The 20,740-nt window shown below is 65.1% G+C and carries 35 protein-coding genes and 1 pseudogene; 33 read left to right on the top strand and 3 right to left on the bottom strand.

The window, feature by feature from the left end:
• Positions 1–187 precede the first annotated feature (187 nt).
• Positions 188–664 (bottom strand): hotdog fold domain-containing protein, encoded by a 477-nt coding sequence (locus tag AC1DWT_RS35735; RefSeq protein ID WP_477924279.1) that lies wholly within the window; start codon positions 662–664, stop codon positions 188–190.
• A 465-nt stretch (positions 665–1,129) separates the two neighbouring features.
• Here AC1DWT_RS35735 and rpsJ point away from each other — a divergent pair, with 465 nt between their 5' ends.
• The 24 genes from rpsJ to map all read left to right on the top strand — a co-directional run bounded on the left by rpsJ (position 1,130) and on the right by map (position 13,702).
• Positions 1,130–1,435 (top strand): 30S ribosomal protein S10, encoded by a 306-nt coding sequence (gene rpsJ / locus AC1DWT_RS35730; protein WP_003938093.1) that lies wholly within the window; start codon positions 1,130–1,132, stop codon positions 1,433–1,435.
• A 20-nt stretch (positions 1,436–1,455) separates the two neighbouring features.
• A complete protein-coding gene (rplC, locus tag AC1DWT_RS35725; RefSeq protein ID WP_009479366.1) occupies positions 1,456–2,112 on the top strand; it encodes a 50S ribosomal protein L3 in 657 nt (218 codons plus the stop codon).
• Positions 2,109–2,798, top strand: a complete 690-nt coding sequence (gene rplD, locus AC1DWT_RS35720) for a 50S ribosomal protein L4 (RefSeq protein ID WP_072945699.1) — start codon at positions 2,109–2,111, stop codon at positions 2,796–2,798. Before rplC ends, rplD begins: the two co-directional genes overlap by 4 nt.
• Positions 2,795–3,100 (top strand): 50S ribosomal protein L23, encoded by a 306-nt coding sequence (gene rplW, locus AC1DWT_RS35715; protein WP_005239632.1) that lies wholly within the window; start codon positions 2,795–2,797, stop codon positions 3,098–3,100. The genes rplD and rplW overlap by 4 nt, the downstream gene beginning before the upstream one ends.
• Before the next feature lie 39 nt (positions 3,101–3,139).
• Positions 3,140–3,976: a 50S ribosomal protein L2 gene (gene rplB, locus AC1DWT_RS35710; RefSeq protein ID WP_015889918.1), complete on the top strand. Its 837-nt coding sequence runs from the start codon at positions 3,140–3,142 to the stop codon at positions 3,974–3,976.
• A 13-nt stretch (positions 3,977–3,989) separates the two neighbouring features.
• On the top strand, positions 3,990–4,271 hold the full coding sequence (gene rpsS / locus AC1DWT_RS35705; protein ID WP_003940820.1) for a 30S ribosomal protein S19: 282 nt from the start codon (positions 3,990–3,992) through the stop codon (positions 4,269–4,271).
• Positions 4,268–4,672, top strand: coding sequence for a 50S ribosomal protein L22 (gene rplV, locus AC1DWT_RS35700; RefSeq protein ID WP_005239634.1), 405 nt, complete (start codon positions 4,268–4,270; stop codon positions 4,670–4,672). The genes rpsS and rplV overlap by 4 nt, the downstream gene beginning before the upstream one ends.
• Positions 4,672–5,478 carry a 30S ribosomal protein S3 gene (gene rpsC / locus AC1DWT_RS35695; RefSeq protein WP_005239635.1) on the top strand — a complete coding sequence of 269 codons (807 nt, stop codon included), beginning with the start codon at positions 4,672–4,674 and terminating at the stop codon, positions 5,476–5,478. The genes rplV and rpsC overlap by 1 nt, the downstream gene beginning before the upstream one ends.
• Positions 5,479–5,481: 3 nt before the next feature.
• The gene (rplP, locus tag AC1DWT_RS35690) at positions 5,482–5,898 is read left to right on the top strand and encodes a 50S ribosomal protein L16 (protein ID WP_005239636.1); all 417 of its coding nucleotides are present in this window, start codon (positions 5,482–5,484) and stop codon (positions 5,896–5,898) included.
• On the top strand, positions 5,898–6,134 hold the full coding sequence (rpmC, locus tag AC1DWT_RS35685) for a 50S ribosomal protein L29 (protein ID WP_005239637.1): 237 nt from the start codon (positions 5,898–5,900) through the stop codon (positions 6,132–6,134). Before rplP ends, rpmC begins: the two co-directional genes overlap by 1 nt.
• A complete protein-coding gene (gene rpsQ / locus AC1DWT_RS35680) occupies positions 6,131–6,412 on the top strand; it encodes a 30S ribosomal protein S17 (protein WP_005239638.1) in 282 nt (93 codons plus the stop codon). Before rpmC ends, rpsQ begins: the two co-directional genes overlap by 4 nt.
• 170 nt (positions 6,413–6,582) lie before the next feature.
• A complete protein-coding gene (gene rplN / locus AC1DWT_RS35675) occupies positions 6,583–6,951 on the top strand; it encodes a 50S ribosomal protein L14 (RefSeq protein ID WP_005239639.1) in 369 nt (122 codons plus the stop codon).
• Positions 6,951–7,268, top strand: a complete 318-nt coding sequence (gene rplX, locus AC1DWT_RS35670; protein ID WP_005239640.1) for a 50S ribosomal protein L24 — start codon at positions 6,951–6,953, stop codon at positions 7,266–7,268. Before rplN ends, rplX begins: the two co-directional genes overlap by 1 nt.
• A gap of 1 nt (position 7,269) precedes the next feature.
• The gene (rplE, locus tag AC1DWT_RS35665) at positions 7,270–7,836 is read left to right on the top strand and encodes a 50S ribosomal protein L5 (protein ID WP_005239642.1); all 567 of its coding nucleotides are present in this window, start codon (positions 7,270–7,272) and stop codon (positions 7,834–7,836) included.
• 4 nt (positions 7,837–7,840) lie between these two features.
• Positions 7,841–8,026: a type Z 30S ribosomal protein S14 gene (locus AC1DWT_RS35660; protein ID WP_005239644.1), complete on the top strand. Its 186-nt coding sequence runs from the start codon at positions 7,841–7,843 to the stop codon at positions 8,024–8,026.
• A gap of 152 nt (positions 8,027–8,178) precedes the next feature.
• A complete protein-coding gene (gene rpsH, locus AC1DWT_RS35655) occupies positions 8,179–8,577 on the top strand; it encodes a 30S ribosomal protein S8 (RefSeq protein WP_005239657.1) in 399 nt (132 codons plus the stop codon).
• A 14-nt stretch (positions 8,578–8,591) separates the two neighbouring features.
• On the top strand, positions 8,592–9,131 hold the full coding sequence (rplF, locus tag AC1DWT_RS35650) for a 50S ribosomal protein L6 (protein ID WP_009479371.1): 540 nt from the start codon (positions 8,592–8,594) through the stop codon (positions 9,129–9,131).
• Position 9,132: 1 nt separating this feature from the next.
• Positions 9,133–9,540 carry a 50S ribosomal protein L18 gene (rplR, locus tag AC1DWT_RS35645; RefSeq protein WP_095860921.1) on the top strand — a complete coding sequence of 136 codons (408 nt, stop codon included), beginning with the start codon at positions 9,133–9,135 and terminating at the stop codon, positions 9,538–9,540.
• A gap of 37 nt (positions 9,541–9,577) precedes the next feature.
• Positions 9,578–10,234, top strand: a complete 657-nt coding sequence (gene rpsE, locus AC1DWT_RS35640; RefSeq protein ID WP_072945703.1) for a 30S ribosomal protein S5 — start codon at positions 9,578–9,580, stop codon at positions 10,232–10,234.
• A complete protein-coding gene (gene rpmD, locus AC1DWT_RS35635) occupies positions 10,234–10,413 on the top strand; it encodes a 50S ribosomal protein L30 (protein WP_005253859.1) in 180 nt (59 codons plus the stop codon). The genes rpsE and rpmD overlap by 1 nt, the downstream gene beginning before the upstream one ends.
• A gap of 2 nt (positions 10,414–10,415) precedes the next feature.
• Positions 10,416–10,859 (top strand): 50S ribosomal protein L15, encoded by a 444-nt coding sequence (rplO, locus tag AC1DWT_RS35630; RefSeq protein WP_005239667.1) that lies wholly within the window; start codon positions 10,416–10,418, stop codon positions 10,857–10,859.
• A gap of 190 nt (positions 10,860–11,049) precedes the next feature.
• Entirely contained in the window at positions 11,050–12,363 is a 1,314-nt protein-coding gene (gene secY, locus AC1DWT_RS35625; protein ID WP_072945705.1) for a preprotein translocase subunit SecY, read from the top strand.
• Positions 12,360–12,905, top strand: coding sequence for an adenylate kinase (locus tag AC1DWT_RS35620; protein WP_072945707.1), 546 nt, complete (start codon positions 12,360–12,362; stop codon positions 12,903–12,905). The genes secY and AC1DWT_RS35620 overlap by 4 nt, the downstream gene beginning before the upstream one ends.
• Positions 12,905–13,702: a type I methionyl aminopeptidase gene (gene map / locus AC1DWT_RS35615; protein WP_072945709.1), complete on the top strand. Its 798-nt coding sequence runs from the start codon at positions 12,905–12,907 to the stop codon at positions 13,700–13,702. Before AC1DWT_RS35620 ends, map begins: the two co-directional genes overlap by 1 nt.
• Before the next feature lie 21 nt (positions 13,703–13,723).
• On the opposite strand, the gene dtd is transcribed toward map, so the two are convergent.
• Entirely contained in the window at positions 13,724–14,161 is a 438-nt protein-coding gene (gene dtd, locus AC1DWT_RS35610) for a D-aminoacyl-tRNA deacylase (protein ID WP_095861073.1), read from the bottom strand.
• Between the two features lie 265 nt (positions 14,162–14,426).
• On the opposite strand from dtd, the gene infA reads away from it, so the two are divergent.
• From infA to AC1DWT_RS35565, 9 genes are all read left to right on the top strand, one after another.
• On the top strand, positions 14,427–14,648 hold the full coding sequence (gene infA / locus AC1DWT_RS35605; RefSeq protein ID WP_003418601.1) for a translation initiation factor IF-1: 222 nt from the start codon (positions 14,427–14,429) through the stop codon (positions 14,646–14,648).
• Positions 14,649–14,735: 87 nt separating this feature from the next.
• Positions 14,736–14,849: a 50S ribosomal protein L36 gene (rpmJ, locus tag AC1DWT_RS35600; protein WP_003938068.1), complete on the top strand. Its 114-nt coding sequence runs from the start codon at positions 14,736–14,738 to the stop codon at positions 14,847–14,849.
• A gap of 220 nt (positions 14,850–15,069) precedes the next feature.
• On the top strand, positions 15,070–15,444 hold the full coding sequence (rpsM, locus tag AC1DWT_RS35595; RefSeq protein WP_005239677.1) for a 30S ribosomal protein S13: 375 nt from the start codon (positions 15,070–15,072) through the stop codon (positions 15,442–15,444).
• Entirely contained in the window at positions 15,444–15,857 is a 414-nt protein-coding gene (rpsK, locus tag AC1DWT_RS35590; protein ID WP_009479376.1) for a 30S ribosomal protein S11, read from the top strand. Before rpsM ends, rpsK begins: the two co-directional genes overlap by 1 nt.
• 22 nt (positions 15,858–15,879) lie before the next feature.
• Positions 15,880–16,485, top strand: a complete 606-nt coding sequence (rpsD, locus tag AC1DWT_RS35585; RefSeq protein WP_005239683.1) for a 30S ribosomal protein S4 — start codon at positions 15,880–15,882, stop codon at positions 16,483–16,485.
• 116 nt (positions 16,486–16,601) lie between these two features.
• The gene (locus AC1DWT_RS35580; protein ID WP_005239684.1) at positions 16,602–17,663 is read left to right on the top strand and encodes a DNA-directed RNA polymerase subunit alpha; all 1,062 of its coding nucleotides are present in this window, start codon (positions 16,602–16,604) and stop codon (positions 17,661–17,663) included.
• A gap of 27 nt (positions 17,664–17,690) precedes the next feature.
• Complete coding sequence (rplQ, locus tag AC1DWT_RS35575; protein ID WP_011598158.1) at positions 17,691–18,260, top strand: 50S ribosomal protein L17; 570 nt, start codon at positions 17,691–17,693, stop codon at positions 18,258–18,260.
• A gap of 5 nt (positions 18,261–18,265) precedes the next feature.
• Positions 18,266–19,159, top strand: a complete 894-nt coding sequence (truA, locus tag AC1DWT_RS35570) for a tRNA pseudouridine(38-40) synthase TruA (protein ID WP_206015186.1) — start codon at positions 18,266–18,268, stop codon at positions 19,157–19,159.
• A 49-nt stretch (positions 19,160–19,208) separates the two neighbouring features.
• The gene (locus AC1DWT_RS35565; protein ID WP_072945714.1) at positions 19,209–19,775 is read left to right on the top strand and encodes an NADPH-dependent FMN reductase; all 567 of its coding nucleotides are present in this window, start codon (positions 19,209–19,211) and stop codon (positions 19,773–19,775) included.
• On the opposite strand, the pseudogene AC1DWT_RS35560 reads toward AC1DWT_RS35565, so the two are convergent.
• Positions 19,772–20,740, bottom strand: a pseudogene (locus AC1DWT_RS35560) (type VII secretion protein EccE); the annotation flags it as partial. The gene AC1DWT_RS35565 and the pseudogene AC1DWT_RS35560 sit on opposite strands and share 4 nt — an antisense overlap.

Here is a 20,740-nt window from a genome sequence, read left to right as displayed (position 1 = left end):
GCCGGAAGATCGTGCTGTGCCGCGACGTTCCGGATCCGAGCAAGTGCCACAGGGCAATTCGGGTCGCCGCCGCGACCGCCGGACCGAATGTGAGCTTCGACATGCGCCTTTCGCGTCCCCGTCGGATGCGCGCCGACCCGTAGCCGGTCGCTCCTGCTACTTCTGTCCCTGTCTACTTCTGTCCTTACTACTCAGGGGTGACCCACGTCGTGATGTCGGCGTGGACCACCTCGGCTCCCCGGCGGTCGAGGATGCGCACGGGCACGACCACGTCGGTGCCCGTGGTGATCGCGCCGAAGTCCGGCAGTTCTGTCAGTTCCGCGACGGCGCGCAGCGGGCCGTTCGCCTTGGCGAGGTAGTCGACGGTCATCGACTTCGGGATCCACCGGTGGGTCGACGGCACGGTCGCCTCGGACAGCATGCCCATGGCGGCCTCGGCGAGGTTGCACGCGGCGATCGCATGGAACGTGCCCAGGTGGTTGCGGACGCCCCACCACTTGGGCGCCCGCACCTCGCAACGGCCCGGCCGCATCTCGACGACGCGGGGGAGCACCGAACCGAAGTAGGGGACGCGGATGCACATGCCGACGGAGAACAGCGCGTGTCCGAGCGCGTTGTCGGGGAGCTTCTGCCAGGCGGCGTAAGTGGGGCTCGAGGGTGTCATGCCCAGATCTTACTTGAAAGTAAGTTTCAGGCCCGGCGAGAGTGATCGAGCCCGGTTTGATCTCTTCTGCCCGGTACGGCATACTGGTCGGGTTGCCTTGTCTGGGACGCGATCGTTTGCGGCCCGAAACAGGTGGGGTGAAACGTCGCGGTGTAGATCGAATGACCTGCTCGCGGCCACATGCAAGACGGAAGCAGTACCTACTGGCACTCGAAACGAGTGCATCCGGTACGCGTTCCCGGCCCGAAGAGCTGAAAAGTTGCGGGTCGGAGAATGAGTGGGAGGGCGACACGCCCGACCGCGTGTACCGGAGAACCATGACAGATGAACAGCGGCAGCGGATCGGGTGTGTCCCGGTCGCCTAGCGTTCGGACAGTTGCGGCCCAGGTAAGGGACTGTGCAGACGAGGTAGTTCGGCCCGACTCGGGTGGGACTACGAAACGCGGCAAGAAAAGGACACTAAGCGTGGCGGGACAGAAGATCCGCATCAGGCTCAAGGCCTACGACCATGAGGCGATCGACGCGTCAGCGCGCAAGATCGTCGAGACGGTGACCCGTACCGGGGCCCGCGTCGTTGGACCCGTGCCGTTGCCGACCGAAAAGAACGTGTACTGCGTCATCCGCTCGCCGCACAAGTACAAGGACTCGCGCGAGCACTTCGAGATGCGTACTCACAAGCGGCTTATCGACATCCTCGACCCGACGCCCAAGACGGTTGACGCGCTCATGCGCATCGACCTTCCGGCCAGCGTCGACGTCAACATTCAGTGAGCGCGGCGGAGACAAAAACAATGACTGATACCAAGATCAAGGGAATCCTGGGCACCAAGCTCGGCATGACCCAGGTCTTCGACGAGAACAACCGGGTCGTTCCGGTCACCGTCGTGAAGGCCGGACCGAACGTCGTGACCCAGATTCGTACCGAAGAGCGTGACGGCTACAGCGCCGTGCAGCTCGCGTTCGGCGCCATCGACCCGCGCAAGGTGAACAAGCCGACTTCCGGCCAGTTCGCCAAGGCCGGCGTCACCCCGCGCCGCCACGTTGTGGAGCTCCGCGTTGCCGACACCTCGGAGTACGAGGTCGGCCAGGAACTTACCGCCGAGGTCTTCGAGGACGGCGCCTACGTCGACGTCACCGGAACCAGCAAGGGTAAGGGCTTCGCCGGAACCATGAAGCGCCACGGCTTCGCCGGTCAGGGTGCATCGCACGGTGCACAGGCCGTTCACCGTCGCCCCGGTTCCATCGGTGGTTGCGCCACTCCGGGCCGTGTGTTCAAGGGCATGCGCATGTCCGGCCGCATGGGTAGCGACCGCATCACGACGCAGAACCTCTCCGTTCACAAGGTGGACGCCGAGAACGGCCTGCTGCTGATCAAGGGTGCGATCCCCGGCCGCAAGGGTGGCCTCGTGATCGTCAAGAGTGCAGTGAAGGGTGGTGCACGAGCATGACCAGCACCGAGACATCGACGACCAAGCTGACGCTGGACGTCAAGGTCGCCGGCGGCAAGACCAACGGCACCGTCGATCTCCCCGCGGAGATCTTCGACGCGCCTGCCAACATCGCGCTTCTTCACCAGGTTGTCGTCGCGCAGCTCGCCGCTGCACGTCAGGGCACCCACTCCACCAAGACCCGCGGCGAGGTTCGCGGCGGTGGCAAGAAGCCGTACCGCCAGAAGGGCACCGGCCGCGCTCGTCAGGGCTCGACCCGTGCACCGCAGTTCGCCGGTGGTGGCACCGTCCACGGCCCGCAGCCGCGCGACTACAGCCAGCGGACCCCCAAGAAGATGAAGGCCGCCGCCCTGCGCGGAGCCCTCTCCGACCGGGCACGCAACGAGCGCATCCACGTGATCACCGAACTGGTCGCCGGTCAGACTCCGTCCACGAAGTCCGCCCGCACCTTCCTCGGCGAGATCTCGGATCGCAAGAAGGTCCTGCTCGTCGTCGGACGCGCGGACATCGCGGCCTGGAAGAGCGTCCAGAATCTGGACGGCGTGCACCCCATCGCACCCGACCAGCTCAACACCTACGACGTGCTCAACAGCGATGACGTCGTGTTCAGCGTCGAGGCGCTCAACGCGTTCATCCACGGGCCCGCCGAGACCGCCCAGGAAGAGAACAAGGAGGAGGGCAAGTGAGCACCATCGCCGATCCCCGCGACATCCTGCTCGCCCCGGTCATCTCCGAGAAGTCCTACGGACTGATCGAGGAAGGCACCTACACCTTCCTGGTGCACCCGGACTCGAACAAGACGCAGATCAAGATTGCCGTCGAGAAGATCTTCGGCGTCACCGTGACCAGCGTCAACACCGCCAACCGTCAGGGCAAGCGCAAGCGGACCCGGTTCGGTTACGGCAAGCGCAAGGACACCAAGCGCGCGCTCGTGACCCTCTCGGCCGACAGCAAGCCCATCGAGATCTTCGGAGGACCGGTCGCGTAAGCGCCGGGACTTGACGAGACATAGAGGACGAGAAGACTCATGGCAATCCGTAAGTACAAGCCGACTACCCCGGGCCGTCGTGGCTCGAGCGTCTCGGACTTCGCCGAGATCACTCGGTCGACCCCCGAGAAGTCGCTGGTTCGCCCGCTCCACGGACGCGGTGGACGTAACGCACACGGTCGTATCACCACCCGGCACAAGGGTGGCGGACACAAGCGCGCCTACCGGCTGATCGATTTCCGTCGCAACGACAAGGACGGCGTGCCGGCCAAGGTCGCTCACATCGAGTACGACCCCAACCGCACCGCGCGTATCGCCCTGCTGCACTACGCGGATGGCGAGAAGCGCTACATCATCGCCCCCAAGGGCCTGTTCCAGGGTGCACCGGTCGAGTCCGGTGCCGGCGCCGACATCAAGCCCGGCAACAACCTGCCCCTGCGCAACATCCCGACGGGTACGACCATCCACGCGGTGGAACTCCGCCCGGGTGGCGGCGCGAAGATGGCCCGCTCGGCCGGATCCAGCATCCAGCTGCTCGGTAAGGAAGGCACCTACGCCACGCTGCGTATGCCGTCCGGCGAAATCCGTCGAGTCGACGTTCGCTGCCGCGCCTCGATCGGTGAGGTCGGCAACGCCGAACAGTCGAACATCAACTGGGGCAAGGCCGGCCGTATGCGCTGGAAGGGCAAGCGCCCGACCGTCCGTGGTGTCGTGATGAACCCGGTCGACCACCCGCACGGTGGTGGTGAGGGTAAGACCTCCGGTGGTCGCCACCCGGTCAGCCCGTGGGGCAAGCCCGAGGGCCGCACCCGCAAGAACAAGGCGAGCGACAAGCTCATTGTCCGTCGTCGCCGTACCGGCAAGAACAAGCGCTAGGAGGGAGTGAAGGATGCCACGCAGCCTCAAGAAGGGCCCGTTCGTCGATGACCACCTCCTCGCGAAGGTGGACGTGCAGAACGAAAAGGGAACCAAGCAGGTCATCAAGACCTGGTCCCGTCGTTCCACGATCATCCCGGACTTCATCGGCCACACGTTTGCGGTTCACGACGGCCGCAAGCACGTCCCCGTGTTCGTTTCCGACTCGATGGTCGGACACAAGCTCGGAGAGTTTGCACCGACCCGCACGTTCAAGGGTCACATCAAGGATGATCGGAAGGCGAAGAGGCGATGAGCAACACCGAAACCGCCAACCCGACCGCCAAGGCAGTAGCGCGCCACGTGCGCGTCACGCCGATGAAGGCGCGTCGCGTTGTGGACCTGGTCCGCGGGCGTTCGGTTGAAGACGCCCTGAACATCCTGAAGTTCGCGCCGCAGGCAGCGAGCGAGCCGGTCGCCAAGGTGATCGCCTCCGCAGCGGCCAACGCCGAGAACAACCTCGACCTCGACCCGAGCACGCTTGTCGTCGCCACGGCGTTCGTGGACGAGGGCGCGACCCTCAAGCGGTTCCAGCCGCGTGCACAGGGACGTGCGTTCCGTATCCGCAAGCGCACCAGTCACATCACCGTGATCGTGGAGAGCCTGCCGAAGACCGGAACATCGACCCGTAATCGCCGGAAGGGAAGTGCTCAGTAGTGGGCCAGAAAATCAACCCGCACGGCTTCCGCCTCGGCATCACCACCGACTGGAAGTCTCGCTGGTACGCAGACAAGCAGTACGCGGAGTACGTCAAGGAAGACGTCGCGATCCGTAAGCTCCTCGCCACCGGCATGGAGCGCGCGGGCATCGCGAAGGTCGAGATCGAGCGCACGCGTGACCGTGTTCGTGTCGACATCCACACCGCCCGCCCGGGCATCGTCATCGGCCGCCGCGGCGCCGAAGCCGATCGCATCCGTTCCGAGCTCGAGAAGCTGACCGGCAAGCAGGTCCAGCTGAACATCCTCGAGGTCAAGAACGCCGAGGCCGAGGCTCAGCTCGTCGCACAGGGTGTGGCCGAGCAGCTCTCGAACCGTGTCGCCTTCCGTCGCGCGATGCGCAAGGCCATCCAGTCGGCCATGCGTCAGCCCAACGTCAAGGGAATCCGCGTTCAGTGCTCCGGTCGTCTCGGCGGCGCCGAGATGTCCCGGTCGGAGTTCTACCGCGAAGGCCGTGTGCCGCTGCACACGCTTCGCGCGGACATCGACTACGGCCTCTACGAGGCCAAGACCACCTTCGGCCGCATCGGCGTGAAGGTCTGGATCTACAAGGGCGACATCGTCGGTGGCAAGCGTGAGCTCGCCGCCAACGTGGCTGCTCCCGCAGGCGACCGCCCCCGGCGTGAGCGTCCGAGCCGTCCCCGTCGCTCCGGTGCCACCGGCACCACCGCGACCAGCACCGAGGCCGGCCGCGCAGCGACCGCCACCGCCGATGCACCCGCTACGACTGAACAGAAGGAGGGCTGACGCATGTTGATCCCACGGCGGGTCAAGCACCGCAAGCAGCACCATCCGAGCCGTTCGGGTGCCGCCAAGGGTGGAACCCAGGTGACCTTCGGTGACTACGGCATCCAGGCTCTCGAGCCCGCCTACATCACCAACCGGCAGATCGAGTCCGCTCGTATCGCCATGACCCGGCACATCAAGCGTGGCGGCAAGATCTGGATCAACATCTTCCCGGATCGCCCCCTCACCAAGAAGCCGGCCGAAACCCGCATGGGTTCCGGTAAGGGTTCGCCCGAGTGGTGGATCGCGAACGTCAAGCCCGGTCGCGTGATGTTCGAAATGAGCTACCCCAATGAGGAGATCGCTCGTGAGGCCCTGCGTCGCGCGATGCACAAGCTCCCGTGCAAGTGCCGGATCGTGACAAGGGAGGAGCAGTTCTGATGGCTACTGGAACCCCAGCCGCAGAGCTCCGCGAGCTCACCGAAGAAGAGCTGGTCACCCGGCTTCGTGAGTCGAAGGAAGAGCTGTTCAACCTTCGTTTCCAGATGGCCACGGGTCAGATGGACAACAACCGTCGACTGCGTACCGTCCGTCACGAGATCGCGCGCATCTACACCGTTCTGCGTGAGCGTGAGCTCGGGCTGGCCGTCGGTCCGGACGCAGGTGACGCGGCATGAGTGAGGAAAAAGCAGTGAGCACTGAAGAGCGCGGCAGCCGTAAGGTCCGCACCGGATACGTCGTCTCCGACAAGATGGAGAAGACGATCGTGGTCGAGCTCGAGGACCGGGTCAAGCACCCGCTCTACGGCAAGATCATCCGGCGCACCAGCAAGGTGAAGGCGCACGACGAGAACGGCGTCGCAGGCATCGGTGACCGCGTGCAGCTGATGGAGACCCGTCCGCTGTCCGCGACCAAGCACTGGCGTCTCGTCGAGGTCCTCGAGAAGGCCAAGTAAGAAACCGAATAATGCATCCAGTACGATGGTGGGGTTGCCTTGCGGCAGACGCACGGCAACCCCACCGTTGTGCCGCCCACCCGGGCGGCCCCTCTCGCAGGGCACGGGTGCAGACCGCGCACGTCGGGTCGGAAATCTGCCGTGCAACAGTCCAGGTCAAGGAGAAGTAAGTGATTCAGCAGGAGTCGCGGCTGCGCGTCGCCGACAACACGGGTGCCAAGGAGATTCTCTGCATCCGCGTTCTCGGTGGTTCGTCTCGCCGCTACGCCGGGATCGGTGACATCATCGTCGCCACCGTCAAGGACGCCATCCCGGGTGGAAACATCAAGAAGGGCGAGGTCGTCAAGGCCGTCATCGTCCGCACCACCAAGGAACGCCGCCGTCCGGACGGGTCGTACATCAAGTTCGACGAGAACGCCGCCGTCCTCATCAAGCCGGACAACGATCCCCGTGGCACCCGCATCTTCGGCCCCGTCGGCCGTGAGCTGCGTGAGAAGAAGTTCATGAAGATCGTCTCGCTCGCCCCGGAGGTGCTGTGATGAAGGTGCACAAGGGTGACACCGTGCTGGTCATCGCCGGCAAGGACAAGGGCGCGAAGGGCAAGGTCATCCAGGCCTACCCCGCGACCAACAAGGTCCTCGTCGAAGGCGTGAACCGCATCAAGAAGCACACCGCGGTTTCCGCGAACGAGCGCGGAGCTTCCTCCGGCGGCATCGTCACGCAGGAAGCCCCGATCCACGTTTCCAACGTCGCGGTCGTCGACTCGGACGGCAACCCCACTCGCGTGGGGTACCGGACCGACGAAGAGTCCGGCAAGCGCGTTCGGATTTCCCGGAAGAACGGGAAGGACATCTGACATGACCTCCACTGAGAACAAGATCCAGCCGCGCCTGAAGACTCGCTACCGCGAGGAGATCAAGGCTGCGCTGAACACCGAGTTCGACTACGCCAACGTGATGCAGATCCCCGGCGTCGTCAAGGTCGTCGTCAACATGGGTGTCGGTGACGCCGCGCGCGACGCCAAGCTGATCAACGGTGCCGTCAACGATCTCGCTCTGATCACCGGTCAGAAGCCCGAGATCCGCAAGGCACGCAAGTCCATCGCGCAGTTCAAGCTCCGCGAGGGAATGCCGATCGGTGCCCGCGTCACGCTGCGTGGCGACCGCATGTGGGAGTTCCTGGACCGTCTCGTGTCCGTCGCGCTTCCCCGCATCAGGGACTTCCGCGGCCTGTCGGGCAACCAGTTCGACGGCAACGGCAACTACACGTTCGGCCTGAACGAGCAGTCGATGTTCCACGAGATCGACGTGGACAAGATCGACCGCCCGCGCGGCATGGACATCACCGTGGTGACCACCGCGACCAACAACGAAGAAGGCCGTGCCCTGCTGAAGCACCTCGGCTTCCCGTTCAAGGAGAACTGAGCTAATGGCTAAGAAGGCATTGGTCAACAAGGCCAACAAGAAGCCCAAGTTCGCGGTGCGCGCCTACACCCGCTGCCAGCGCTGCGGCCGTCCGCACTCGGTGTTCCGCAAGTTCGGCCTGTGCCGAATCTGCGTCCGTGAGATGGCGCACGCCGGCGAGCTGCCCGGCGTTCACAAGAGCTCCTGGTGAGCCGGTGACGCCGTCGCCGCAACGGCGACGGCGTCACCCCCACAGACTTCCGGTTCGTAACCTCGGACCGGGAAACGTAAGACCTACTTCGCGATAGGCCTGCGCCGGAAACGGCAGAGGGAACCGTTGTGAGAAAGGTAGAGGTCAACCTCATGACCATGACCGACCCCATCGCAGACTTCTTGACACGTCTGCGCAACGCCAACACGGCGTACCACGATGAGGTGAAGTTGCCCCACTCGAAGATCAAGGCGAACATCGCCGAGATCCTCAAGCGCGAGGGTTACATCGCCGACTACCGCACCGAAGACGCCGAGGTGGGCAAGACCCTCATCGTCGACCTGAAGTACGGCCCGAGCCGTGAGCGCAGCCTTGCCGGCGTGCGCCGCGTCTCCAAGCCCGGTCTGCGTGTGTACGCGAAGTCCACCAACCTGCCCAAGGTTCTGGGCGGCCTCGGCGTGGCGATCATTTCCACGTCCACCGGCCTGCTCACCGATCGCCAGGCGGCCAATCAAGGAGTGGGCGGGGAAGTCCTCGCCTACGTCTGGTAAGGGAGGCCACCACAATGTCGCGTATTGGAAAGATTCCCGTCACCGTCCCCGGCGGCGTCGACGTCTCGATCGACGGCCAGGACGTCACGGTCAAGGGTCCCAAGGGCTCGCTGGCCCTCACGATCTCCGAGCCGATTGCCATTGCGAAGAACGACGACGGCACGCTCAGCGTGACCCGTCCGGACGACGAGCGTCGCAGCCGCGCGCTGCACGGTCTGTCTCGCACCCTGGTGCAGAACCTCATCACCGGTGTCACCGACGGTTACACCACCAAGATGGAGATTCACGGCGTCGGTTACCGCGTTGCTCTGAAGGGCAAGGACCTCGAGTTCGCACTCGGCTACAGCCACCCGGTCCCGATCGAGGCTCCGGAAGGCATCACCTTCGCGGTCGAGTCGCCCACCAAGTTCTCGGTGTCGGGCATCGACAAGCAGAAGGTCGGGCAGATCTCGGCCAACATCCGTCGTCTCCGTCGTCCGGACCCGTACAAGGGCAAGGGCGTGCGTTACGAGGGTGAGCAGATCCGCCGCAAGGTCGGAAAGACGGGTAAGTGATATGAGCCAGACTGCAAACCAGAAAGCCAAGCGGGTTCCGCTCGGCAAGGATGCGTCCACGAAGCGTCGCCTGTCGAAGGTGCGTCGTCACTTCCGTCTCCGCAAGAAGGTCTCCGGCACGCCCGAGCGTCCCCGCTTGGTCGTCAACCGGTCCTCGCGCCACATCCACGTCCAGCTCGTGGACGACCTCGCAGGCCACACCCTGGCCGCGGCGTCGACCACCGAGGCCGACGTGCGTGCAGCGGACGGCGACAAGAAGGCCCTCAGTGCGAAGGTCGGTCAGCTGATCGCCGAGCGCGCGAAGGCAGCCGGTGTCGAGGCCGTCGTGTTCGACCACGGCGGACACGGCTACCACGGTCGCATCGCGGCCCTTGCGGACGCAGCTCGCGAAGGCGGGTTGAAGTTCTGATGACCAAGACCGAGTACATGAACGGAAGGACAGCCTGATGCCGGGACGTCAGAGGCGTGACGGCGGAAGCGGACCCGCCGGACAGAATGGCCCCAACACCGGGGACAACCGCGGCGGCGGCGACCGTCGTGGTGGCGGTCGCGACGATCGTCGCGGCGGACAGTCGGCCGAGAAGTCGAACCACATCGAGCGCGTCGTCACGATCAACCGCGTGTCGAAGGTCGTCAAGGGTGGTCGTCGCTTCAGCTTCACCGCTCTGGTGATCGTGGGCGACGGCAACGGACTGGTCGGCGTCGGCTACGGCAAGGCCAAGGAAGTTCCTGCGGCCATCCAGAAGGGCGTCGAGGAGGCTCGCAAGAGCTTCTTCCGCGTGCCGATGATCGGCAGCACCATCACGCACCCGATTCAGGGTGAGGCCGCAGCGGGCGTCGTCATGCTGCGTCCGGCAAGCCCCGGTACCGGTGTCATCGCCGGTGGCGCGGTGCGTGCCGTGCTGGAATGCGCCGGCATCCACGACATTCTGTCGAAGTCGCTCGGTAGCGACAACGCCATCAATGTTGTGCATGCGACCGTCGCTGCGCTCAAGGGCCTGCAGCGCCCCGAGGAAGTTGCCGCTCGCCGCGGTCTCGCCCTCGAGGACGTTGCCCCCGCCGGCATGCTGCGTGCGCGCGCACAGGCTGGGAGCGTGAAGTAATGGCCGAACTCAAGGTCACTCAGATCAAGAGCACCATCGGTACCAAGCAGAACCAGCGGAACTCGCTGCGCACCCTCGGCTTGAAGGGCATCCGTCAGACGGTTGTCCGCGAGGACAATGCCCAGAACCGCGGTCTGATCAACGTGGTGCGCCACCTCGTCACAGTTGAGGAGGTCTAACCATGACCATCAAACTGCATCACCTGCGCCCCGCGCCGGGAGCCAAGTCGGACAAGATTCGCGTCGGTCGTGGTGAAGGCGGCAAGCGCGGCAAGACCGCAGGTCGCGGCACGAAGGGCACCAAGGCCCGCAAGAACGTGCCCGCCGCCTTCGAGGGTGGACAGATGCCGCTGCACATGCGTCTGCCCAAGCTCAAGGGTTTCACCAACCCGTTCCGCACCGAGTACCAGGTCGTCAACGTCGGCGACATCGCCCGTCTGTTCCCCGAAGGTGGACAGGTCACGGTCGAGGACCTCGTTGCCAAGGGTGCCGTTCGCAAGAACCAGCTCGTCAAGGTTCTCGGCGACGGCGACCTGACTGTCGCCGTCCAGGTGACGGTCGACAAGTTCACCGGCTCCGCCAAGGAGAAGATCGCTGCTGCCGGTGGTACCGCCACCGAGCTGTGAGCTATCACCGCTAGCCAGTAGATGGCCGCAGTACAGCCTCGCGCTGTACTGCGGCCATTTGCGGCTGTACGGGAAGCACTGCCGCAGGTCTCCCAACTGTGCGTTCAGTTGCCACTGTTAGAGTTCTAGAGTTCATTCACGGACAAGTCGGTTACGACTTCGTCTCCCCACCGTCGTGCCAGGAGGATCTTTGCTTTCCGCCTTCGTCTCGGCCCTCAGGACCCCGGACCTGAGGCGGAAGATCCTCATCGCGCTCGGTCTCGTTGCGCTGTATCGCATCGGCGCGGTGATCCCGTCGCCGGGTGTCGACTACGGCAACGTCCGATCGTGCGTCGATCAGCTGTCGGGCGGCGACTCCGCGGGCATCTACTCGCTGATCAACCTGTTCTCCGGCGGTGCACTGCTGCAGCTGTCCATCTTCGCGATCGGCATCATGCCGTACATCACGGCCAGCATCATCGTCCAGCTGTTGACGGTCGTCATTCCGAAGTTCGAGGAACTCCGGAAGGAAGGCCAGTCCGGCCAGGCGAAGATGACGCAGTACACGCGCTATCTGTCGATCGCCCTGGCGATCCTGCAGGCCACCGGCATCGTGGCGCTCGCGTCGCGCGGCCAGCTGCTGCAGGGATGCCAGGAAGAGATCATCGCCGACAAGAGCATCTTCGGCCTCGTGATCATCGTGCTGGTCATGACCGCGGGCGCTGCCCTCGTCATGTGGTTCGGCGAGGTCATCACCGAGCGCGGCGTCGGCAACGGCATGTCGCTGCTGATCTTCTCGGGTATCGCGTCCCGCCTGCCGTCCGAGGGCAAGGCCATCCTGGACAGCCGCGGGGGACTGATCTTCGCGATCATCTGCGTCGCGGCGCTCGCCATCATCGCCGGCGTGGTCTTCGTCGAGCAGGGCCAGCGGCGCATCCCGGTGCAGTACGCCAAGCGCATGGTCGGCCGCAAGATGTACGGCGGTTCGTCGACGTACCTGCCGCTGAAGGTCAACCAGGCCGGCATCATCCCGGTCATCTTCGCGTCCTCGCTGCTGTACCTGCCGAACCTCATCGCGCAGCTCACCGGTGCCACGTCGTCCGCCGACCCCAGCTGGTGGCAGCGGATCATCAACGAGTACCTGGTGAATCCGAACAACCCGGTGTACATCGTGATCTACTTCGCGCTGATCGTGTTCTTCGTGTTCTTCTACGTCGCGATCACGTTCAATCCGGAAGAGCGCGCGGACGAGATGAAGAAGTTCGGCGGCTTCATCCCCGGTATCCGCCCGGGTCGCCCCACCGCGGACTACCTGAATTACGTGCTCAACCGCATCACCGTTCCCGGCTCGATCTACCTCGGCCTGATCGCGGTGCTGCCCCACTTCTTCCTGTCCGGAAGCCAGACCTCCAGCAGCATCTTCGGTGGTGCGGCCGTGCTGATTCTCGTCAGCGTCGCCCTGGACACGGTCAAGCAGATCGAAAGTCAATTGATGCAACGTAACTACGAAGGGTTCCTCAAGTGAGACTTGTCCTCCTTGGTCCTCCCGGTGCAGGCAAGGGCACCCAGGCCGCGATTCTGTCCGAGAAGCTCGGCGTCCCGCACATCTCCACGGGCGACCTGTTCCGCGCGAACATCGGCCAGGCCACCCCTCTCGGCCTCGAGGCGAAGAAGTACCTGGACGCCGGGGACCTGGTTCCCAGCGAGATCACCAACAACATGGTGAAGGCCCGCGTCGGCGAGCCTGATGCGGCCAACGGTTTCCTGCTGGACGGCTTCCCCCGGACCGTCGACCAGGCCCAGGCGCTCGAGGCGATCCTGGCCGAGCTGAACACCAAGCTCGACGCAGTGCTGTCGTTCATCGTCGACGAAGACGTCGTGGTCGAGCGGATGCTGGCCCGTGGCCGCGCGGACGACAAGGAGGACGTCATCCGCAACCGGCTCCGGGTGTACCGCGAGGAGACCGCGCCGCTGCTCGATTACTACAAGGAGCAGCTGGTGACCGTCGACGCCCTCGGTGAGGTCGACGAGGTCAACGCTCGCGCACTGGCAGCGCTGGGCAAGTAATGGGCTTCGGGCGTAAACGCAAGGTCGTTCCGTTCCGGACCGCGGGCGAGCTGGACGCGATGGCGGCCGCCGGTGCCATCGTCGGTGCGGCTCTCGTCGCGGTCCGCGAAGCGGCGAAGCCGGGTGTGAGCACGCTCGAACTCGACGAGGTGGCCGAGTCGGTCATCCGCGGCGCAGGCGCCGTGCCGTCGTTCAAGGGCTACCACGGGTTCAGCGGGTCGATCTGTTCGTCCGTGAACGATCGCGTGGTGCACGGGATTCCCTCGGCAGAAGACATTCTCGCCGAGGGAGACCTCGTCTCCATCGATTGCGGCGCCATTCTCGACGGCTGGCACGGCGATTCTGCGTGGACCTTCGGTGTCGGCGACATCATCGAAGCGGACCAGCAACTCAGCGAGGCCACCCGGCTGTCGATGGAGGCGGGCATCGCGGCCATGCTGGCCGGCAACCGGCTCACCGACATCTCGCATGCCATCGAACTCGGTACCCGCGCCGCCGAGGTCGCGCACGACCGCAAGTACGGCATCGTCGACGGTTACGGCGGTCACGGCATCGGCCGCGAAATGCACATGGAGCCGTTCCTCGCCAACGAGGGAGCCCCGGGCAAGGGACCCCAGCTGGTGGTCGGATCCGTTCTCGCGATCGAACCGATGCTGACCCTCGGGACCACGGATACCGTTGTCCTCGAGGATGATTGGACCGTCGTCACCACGGACGGCACTCGTGCCGCGCATTGGGAGCACACCGTCGCGGTCACCGAGGACGGGCCGCGCATCCTCACCCTGCGTCCGGAGTAGCGAGCGCCCGCGGGCGCGGGCCTACACGTCGATCAGCAGCGTCACCGGACCGTCGTTGACGAGGCTGATCTCCATGTGTTCGCCGAACACACCCGTCTCGACGGTGGCGCCCAGCTCGCGCAGGGCGCCGGTGAATTCGTCCACCAGTGGTTCCGCCACGGGCCTCGGCGCCGCGGCGGACCAGGACGGGCGCCTGCCCCGGCGGGTGTCCGCCATCAGCGTGAACTGACTGGCGACGAGCACCGGGGCGTCGAGGTCGGCGGCGGACTGCTCGTTCTCCAGGATGCGCATGGTCCACACCTTCTTCGCGAGCAGAGCCGCCTTCGCCGCGTCGTCCGTGTGGGTGACGCCGATCAGGACGAGCAGCCCGTGGCCGCCGGCCGGGGGAGTGATCCGTCCCACCTCGTCGCCGTCGACCCGGACCGACGCGGACGTCACTCGCTGTACCAGGGCGCGCACGCACACCATCCTTCGAGTCGTGACCGGTGGGGTTCGGAAGCGGAATTCTCGCCGGGCGGGCGGGTCCGCCGGGGACCGCATTTGGCCTGGTGAGCAATTTCCCGTAACATGGATCAACGGTGCGCTATGCGTGCCGGTTGTCTGCGTGCCCAGTGCCGGATTCGATCCGGATTGTTCATGTTTCGGCCGGTGAAGATCCCATTGGGCGCCACGGTAACGGAAACAGATGCAATAAGCACGCCAAACCACATGGATCGCGGAGGATATGGCTAAGAAAGACGGGGCCATCGAGGTCGAGGGACGAGTAGTCGAGCCGCTGCCCAATGCGATGTTCCGCATTGAGCTCGAGAACGGCCACAAGGTTCTCGCCCACATCAGCGGAAAGATGCGTCAGCACTACATTCGCATCCTCCCGGAAGATCGCGTTGTCGTGGAGCTGTCGCCCTACGACTTGTCGCGCGGACGCATCGTTTACCGGTACAAGTAAAAGCTTCCCCGCCCGACCAGGTCGGGGAGAAGTACGTCCGCTGCGGATCTGCGTAGTGGGCTGCCACAAAACAGGAGATCAGAAGACGTGAAGGTTCAGCCGAGCGTCAAGAAGATCTGCGAAAAGTGCAAGGTGATCCGTCGTAACGGCCGGGTCATGGTGATCTGCGAGAACCTGCGCCACAAGCAGCGTCAGGGCTAGATCTCCGCTTTTCGAGGATCTGCTTGGCAACAAGCAAAGATGACCTCCCAGCACCAGCCAGTACCCACGGCTCTCGAGCAGGTACTGGTTCACCCCCGGCACGGAGGCCGGGGCCCCACTGAGTTAGTTGAAGCATCGCCGGTCGCGAGACCGCCGACGTTTGAAGAGGCACAGGGGATGGACTGGGAGCAGACCTCCGCACACCGATAGGAATGCCGACATGGCACGTCTCGCAGGTGTCGATCTTCCCCGTGAAAAGCGGATGGAGATCGCACTTACTTACATCTACGGCATCGGCCGTACCCGCTCCAAGGAGATCCTGGACGCCACCGGCGTCAGCCCGGATCTGCGGAGCAAGGATCTCTCGGACGAGGATCTGGCCAAGCTCCGCGAGTACATCGAGGAGTCGCTGAAGGTCGAGGGTGACCTTCGCCGCGAGGTCCAGGCCGACATCCGACGCAAGATCGAGATCGGCTGCTACCAGGGCTTGCGCCACCGTCGTGGTCTGCCCGTGCGTGGTCAGCGCACCAAGACCAACGCCCGCACCCGTAAGGGTCCGAAGCGCACCATTGCAGGCAAGAAGAAGGCGAAGTAATGCCCCCCAAGTCACGTGGCACCGGTCCGAAGAAGACCCAGAAGGCGCGTCGCAGGGACAAGAAGAACGTCCCGCACGGCGCCGCTCACATCAAGAGCACGTTCAACAACACCATCGTGTCCATCACGGACCCCGCCGGAAACGTGATTTCCTGGGCGTCCTCGGGACACGTCGGCTTCAAGGGTTCGCGTAAGTCGACCCCGTTCGCCGCCCAGCTGGCCGCAGAGAACGCAGCCCGCAAGGCGCAGGAGCACGGCGTCAAGAAGGTCGACGTCTTCGTCAAGGGCCCCGGCTCCGGCCGTGAGACCGCGATCCGCTCGCTTCAGGCCGCAGGCCTCGAGGTCGGCACCATCTCCGATGTCACCCCCCAGCCGCACAACGGCTGCCGTCCGCCCAAGCGGCGTCGGGTCTAGCGGGAAGGATAGGTAGAAAAAAATGGCACGTTATACCGGACCCATCACCCGCAAGTCGCGTCGTCTGCGCGTCGACCTCGTTGGAGGCGACCAGGCGTTCGAGCGTCGTCCCTACCCGCCGGGCCAGCACGGCCGCGCGCGGATCAAGGAGAGCGAGTACCTGCTCCAGCTGCAGGAGAAGCAGAAGGCTCGCTTCACCTACGGCGTCATGGAGAAGCAGTTCCGCCTGTACTACAAGGAGGCGAACAACCGCCCCGGTAAGACCGGTGAGAACCTGCTCCGCATCCTGGAGTCGCGTCTCGACAACGTCGTGTACCGCGCCGGACTGGCTCGCACCCGCCGCCAGGCCCGTCAGCTGGTCACGCACGGTCACCTTCTCGTGAACAACAAGAAGGTCGACATCCCCAGCTACCGCGTCTCGCAGTACGACATCATCGATGTCAAGGACAAGTCGCTGTCGACGCTTCCCTTCCAGGTTGCGCGCGAGACCCAGGGCGATCGCCCGATCCCGGGTTGGCTGCAGGTTGTCGGTGGACGTCTCCGGGTTCTGGTTCACCAGCTTCCCGAGCGTGCGCAGATCGACGTTCCTCTGCAGGAACAGCTCATCGTCGAGTACTACTCGAAGTAGGCCTGTCGGCTCGTGCGCCTTTCCGGTAGTACCGACTACCGGAAAGGCGCACGGGCACGAAGTGCCTTTCCCATCGTGGGCGTCAAATAGCGGACGCCCGTACAGGAGGAAATCCAATGCTCATTTCTCAGCGACCCACGCTGACCGAAGAGGTCATCGCTGACAACCGCTCGAAGTTCGTCATCGAGCCCCTCGAGCCAGGCTTCGGGTACACACTCGGCAATTCGCTCCGCCGTACGCTGCTCTCGTCGATTCCCGGCGCTGCTGTCACCAGCATCCGCATCGACGGCGTTCTGCACGAGTTCACCACAGTTCCCGGTGTGAAGGAAGATGTCACCGACATCATCCTGAACCTCAAGGGTCTCGTCGTGAGCTCCGAAGAGGACGAGCCGGTCACCATGTACGTCCGCAAGCAGGGCCCCGGCGCTGTGACCGCAGGCGACATCGTGCCCCCGGCCGGCGTCACCGTGAACAACCCGGATCTGCACATCGCCACCCTGAACGACAAGGGAAAGCTGGAGATCGAGCTCGTCGTCGAGCGCGGTCGCGGCTACGTCCCCGCCGTCCAGAACAAGGCGTCCGGCGCCGAGATCGGCCGTATCCCGGTCGACTCGATCTACTCGCCGGTGCTCAAGGTCACCTACAAGGTGGAGGCCACCCGCGTCGAGCAGCGCACCGACTTCGATCGGCTCGTGCTCGATGTGGAAACCAAGAACTCCATCACCGCTCGGGACGCGCTCGCTTCGGCGGGCAAGACCCTGGTTGAGCTCTTCGGCCTGGCCCGTGAGCTGAACGTCGAAGCAGAAGGCATCGAGATCGGACCCTCGCCCGCCGAGGCCGATCACATCGCTTCGTTCGGACTGCCCATCGAGGACCTGGACCTGACGGTCCGTTCCTACAACTGCCTCAAGCGCGAAGGTGTTCACACCGTCGGTGAGCTTGTCGGCCGTACCGAGTCCGATCTGCTCGACATCCGCAACTTCGGACAGAAGTCCATCGACGAGGTGAAGGTCAAGCTGCATTCGCTCGGCCTGGCCCTCAAGGACAGCCCCGCGTCCTTCGATCCCACCACCGTTGCCGGCTACGACGCCGCCACCGGAACGTGGAGCGACACGGACGCCGGTTCCTTCGGTGATGCCGAGGGCACCGAGGACTACGCCGAGACCGAACAGCTGTAGCTCACGGTCCTTTACTAGGAGATCATCATGCCCAAGCCCAAGAAGGGTGCTCGCTTCGGCGGGTCGGCTTCGCACCAGAAGGCGATCTTCGCCAATCTGGCTACCGCGCTCTTCGAGCACGGCCGCATCACCACCACGGAGTCCAAGGCCAAGGCCCTGCGCCCGTACGCCGAGAAGCTCGTCACGCACGCCAAGGCCGGAACCCTGGCTCACCGTCGCGAGGTTCTGAAGGTCATCCGCAACAAGGATGTCGTGCACACCCTGTTCGCGGAGATCGGCCCGTTCTACGCCGATCGTGACGGCGGCTACACCCGCATCATCAAGACGGTCCCCCGCAAGGGTGACAACGCGCCGATGGCGATCATCGAGCTCGTCAAGGAGAAGACCGTCACCTCCGAGGCCGACCGTGCTCGTCGCGTGAAGGCATCGCAGGATGCGCCGGCTGCTGCTCCCGCCGAGGAGAACGTCGTCGAGGCCGTCGAGGCCGAGGCAACCGACGCCGAGGTCGAGAACGCTGACGCCGTCGTCGAGGCCATCGAGGACGAGACCGCCACCGCGGCCGACGCTCCCGAGGCCGAAGAGGCCAAGAAGGACTAGTCCACTTGGTTTCGGCACACGCTGAATCGAACGAGCCCGTCGTCCCCCCGGGGGACGGCGGGCCCGTTTCGTATGAGACCCGTCGCTTGCGCCTGGACATCGCGTACGACGGAACCGATTTCTCCGGGTGGGCCCGCCAGAACGGCCTGCGCACGGTGTGCGGGGAGATCGAGGAGAAGCTCGGCGCCGTCCTGCGCACGCCGTTGCAGCTCACGGTGGCGGGGCGGACCGACGCCGGCGTCCACGCCACCGGTCAGGTCGCGCACGTCGACGTTCCGGTCGACGCCCTGCCGGAAGACCCGTCCCGGCTGGTCCGCAGGCTCGCGCGCTTTCTGCCGAAGGACGTGCGGATCAAGCGGATCTCCTTCGCGCCCGAACACTTCGATGCACGGTTCTCCGCGATGCGGAGGCACTACGAGTACCGCCTGACATCGGCGGTCTACGGTGCCGACCCGCTCCGAGCGAGGGACACCGTGTCGTATCCGAAGGTCCTCGACCTCGAACTCATGCGCTCGGCGTCCGCGATGCTGCTGGGACTGCACGACTTTGCGGCGTTCTGCAAACGCCGGGAAGGGGCCACCACGGTCCGCGATCTCCAGCGTTTCGATTGGGAACGCGACGGCGACGTGTTCACCGCCTTCGTCAGCGCCGACGCGTTCTGCTGGTCGATGGTGCGCAGTCTCGTCGGTGCGGTTCTCGCCGTGGGGGAGGGCAGGCGCGATCTCGGCTGGATCGAGGGTCTCCTCCGCGAGAAGTCGCGGTCGAGTTCGATTCTGGTGGCCCCCGCGCACGGACTGTCCCTGGTGCGGGTCGACTACCCCGAAGACGCGGATCTGGCGGCACGCAACCAGATCACCCGGGACGTTCGGACCGTGCCCGGCGGCTGCTGCGGCGACTGAAGCCGGATCGTCGACCTCCAGGATTGCCCCGGAAAGAAGGAGTGTGTTCATGACCGCAGTCGAGCCCGTCCGACTCGAGATCATCATCGGGTCCGTCAGAGTGGGCCGGATCGCTCCCGTCGTCGCCGGCTGGTTCGCCGAACGTGCGCGCGCCTACCCGGGACTGGACGTGGGGGTCATCGACCTCGCCGACACGCCGTTGCCGCAGGATCTCGGCGATTCCCCGGTGACGGACGAATTCCGCGAGCGGGTGGGCCGAGCCGACGGATTCGTGGCCGTCACCTCCGAATACAACCACGGCTACCCTGCGGCGCTGAAGACCGCGTTCGACAGTCTCAAACACGAATGGCGTTCGAAGCCCATCGGTTTCGTGTCGTACGGTGGGCTGGCCGGCGGGCTCCGGGCCACCGAACAGCTACGCCAGGTGGTGGCGGAACTGCACATGGTGTCGGTCCGGCAGAGTGTGAGCTTCCACCGGGTGCGCAAGAGATTCGACGACCAGGGGCAGACCACCGACGGCGCCGCCATCGACTCGGCGGACCGCATGCTGGCCCAGTTGGTGTGGTGGGCCGACGCGGTCCGGGTGCAGCGCGAGACCGCGCCGTACCCCGGCTAGTACTGGTAGGCGGGCGGGTACTCCTCCACCGCGCGCGGGCGGCCGATGAACGCAGTCTCGGACGAGATCGTGACCAGCATCAGTTCGATGCTCGTCCCTCCCGTCGACAGAAGAATCCGGTCGCCGAGAGCATTCGGCTGGACGATGGACAGGTCCGGTTCGGCGCCGGGCCACTGACTCGGCTCCCCGTACAGGTAGATCGCTGTGACCCCGGCGCGGGGCGGCAGCGCGTTGACGCCGTCGAACACCACCGTGTTGAACCTATTGTCGGACTGCGGGTTGTGACCCGCGATGCGCAACCGGTCAGGCGTGGCGATGGAGTCGATCAACGACGACCACGCGTCGGGCCGATCGGTGTGGATGAGCACCCGGGCACCTGTTGCAACGGCGCGGAACACCAGTTGCTGGGCGAGGTACAGCTCGCCCGCCACATAGACCATGCCGACGCCGGGACCTGCGATGCGGGCGGTGATTCCGTGGCCGTAGTCGTCGGAACCGATGAGCTGGCCGCACCCCGCCGGTGGCAACTGCAAGGCGCGCAGTTCCTCGACGGACATGTCGGTCAACGGCATCACGTCGTCGAGGTCCGACATCGCGAGGGGGAGATTGGACAGCAGCCCGTCCTTGTGCCTGCCCTGCATCGAGACGAGCCCGGGAATCGCGAGCGGCGCGGGCATCGTCCGGGTGGTCACCCGGCAGGCCGCACCGATCTTCACCTGGCCGTCGTACCCGCTGGGGCGGAGACGGATCGTCACCGTCGTGCCGAGGCTCGACGGAACCCACAGCTTCGCGAGCAGATCTCTCGTCAGGTACCGCGGGTCGACGCCGTAGCCGGTGTTGCACACTCCGGGCAGCGGCGCCTGCTTCCACGTCTGCGTGAAGGTTTTCGGGTCGACGCCGCGACTGATCTGCAGCGCGGCGGAGTCGATCTCGGGGGCGGTGAGAATCCGCGCGCTGCAGCCGGA

It is taken from the genome of Rhodococcus sp. P4_B6, from assembly GCF_056402215.1.
Note: the sequence above shows the minus strand (reverse complement) of the source record. Positions and strands in the feature narration are given on the sequence as shown.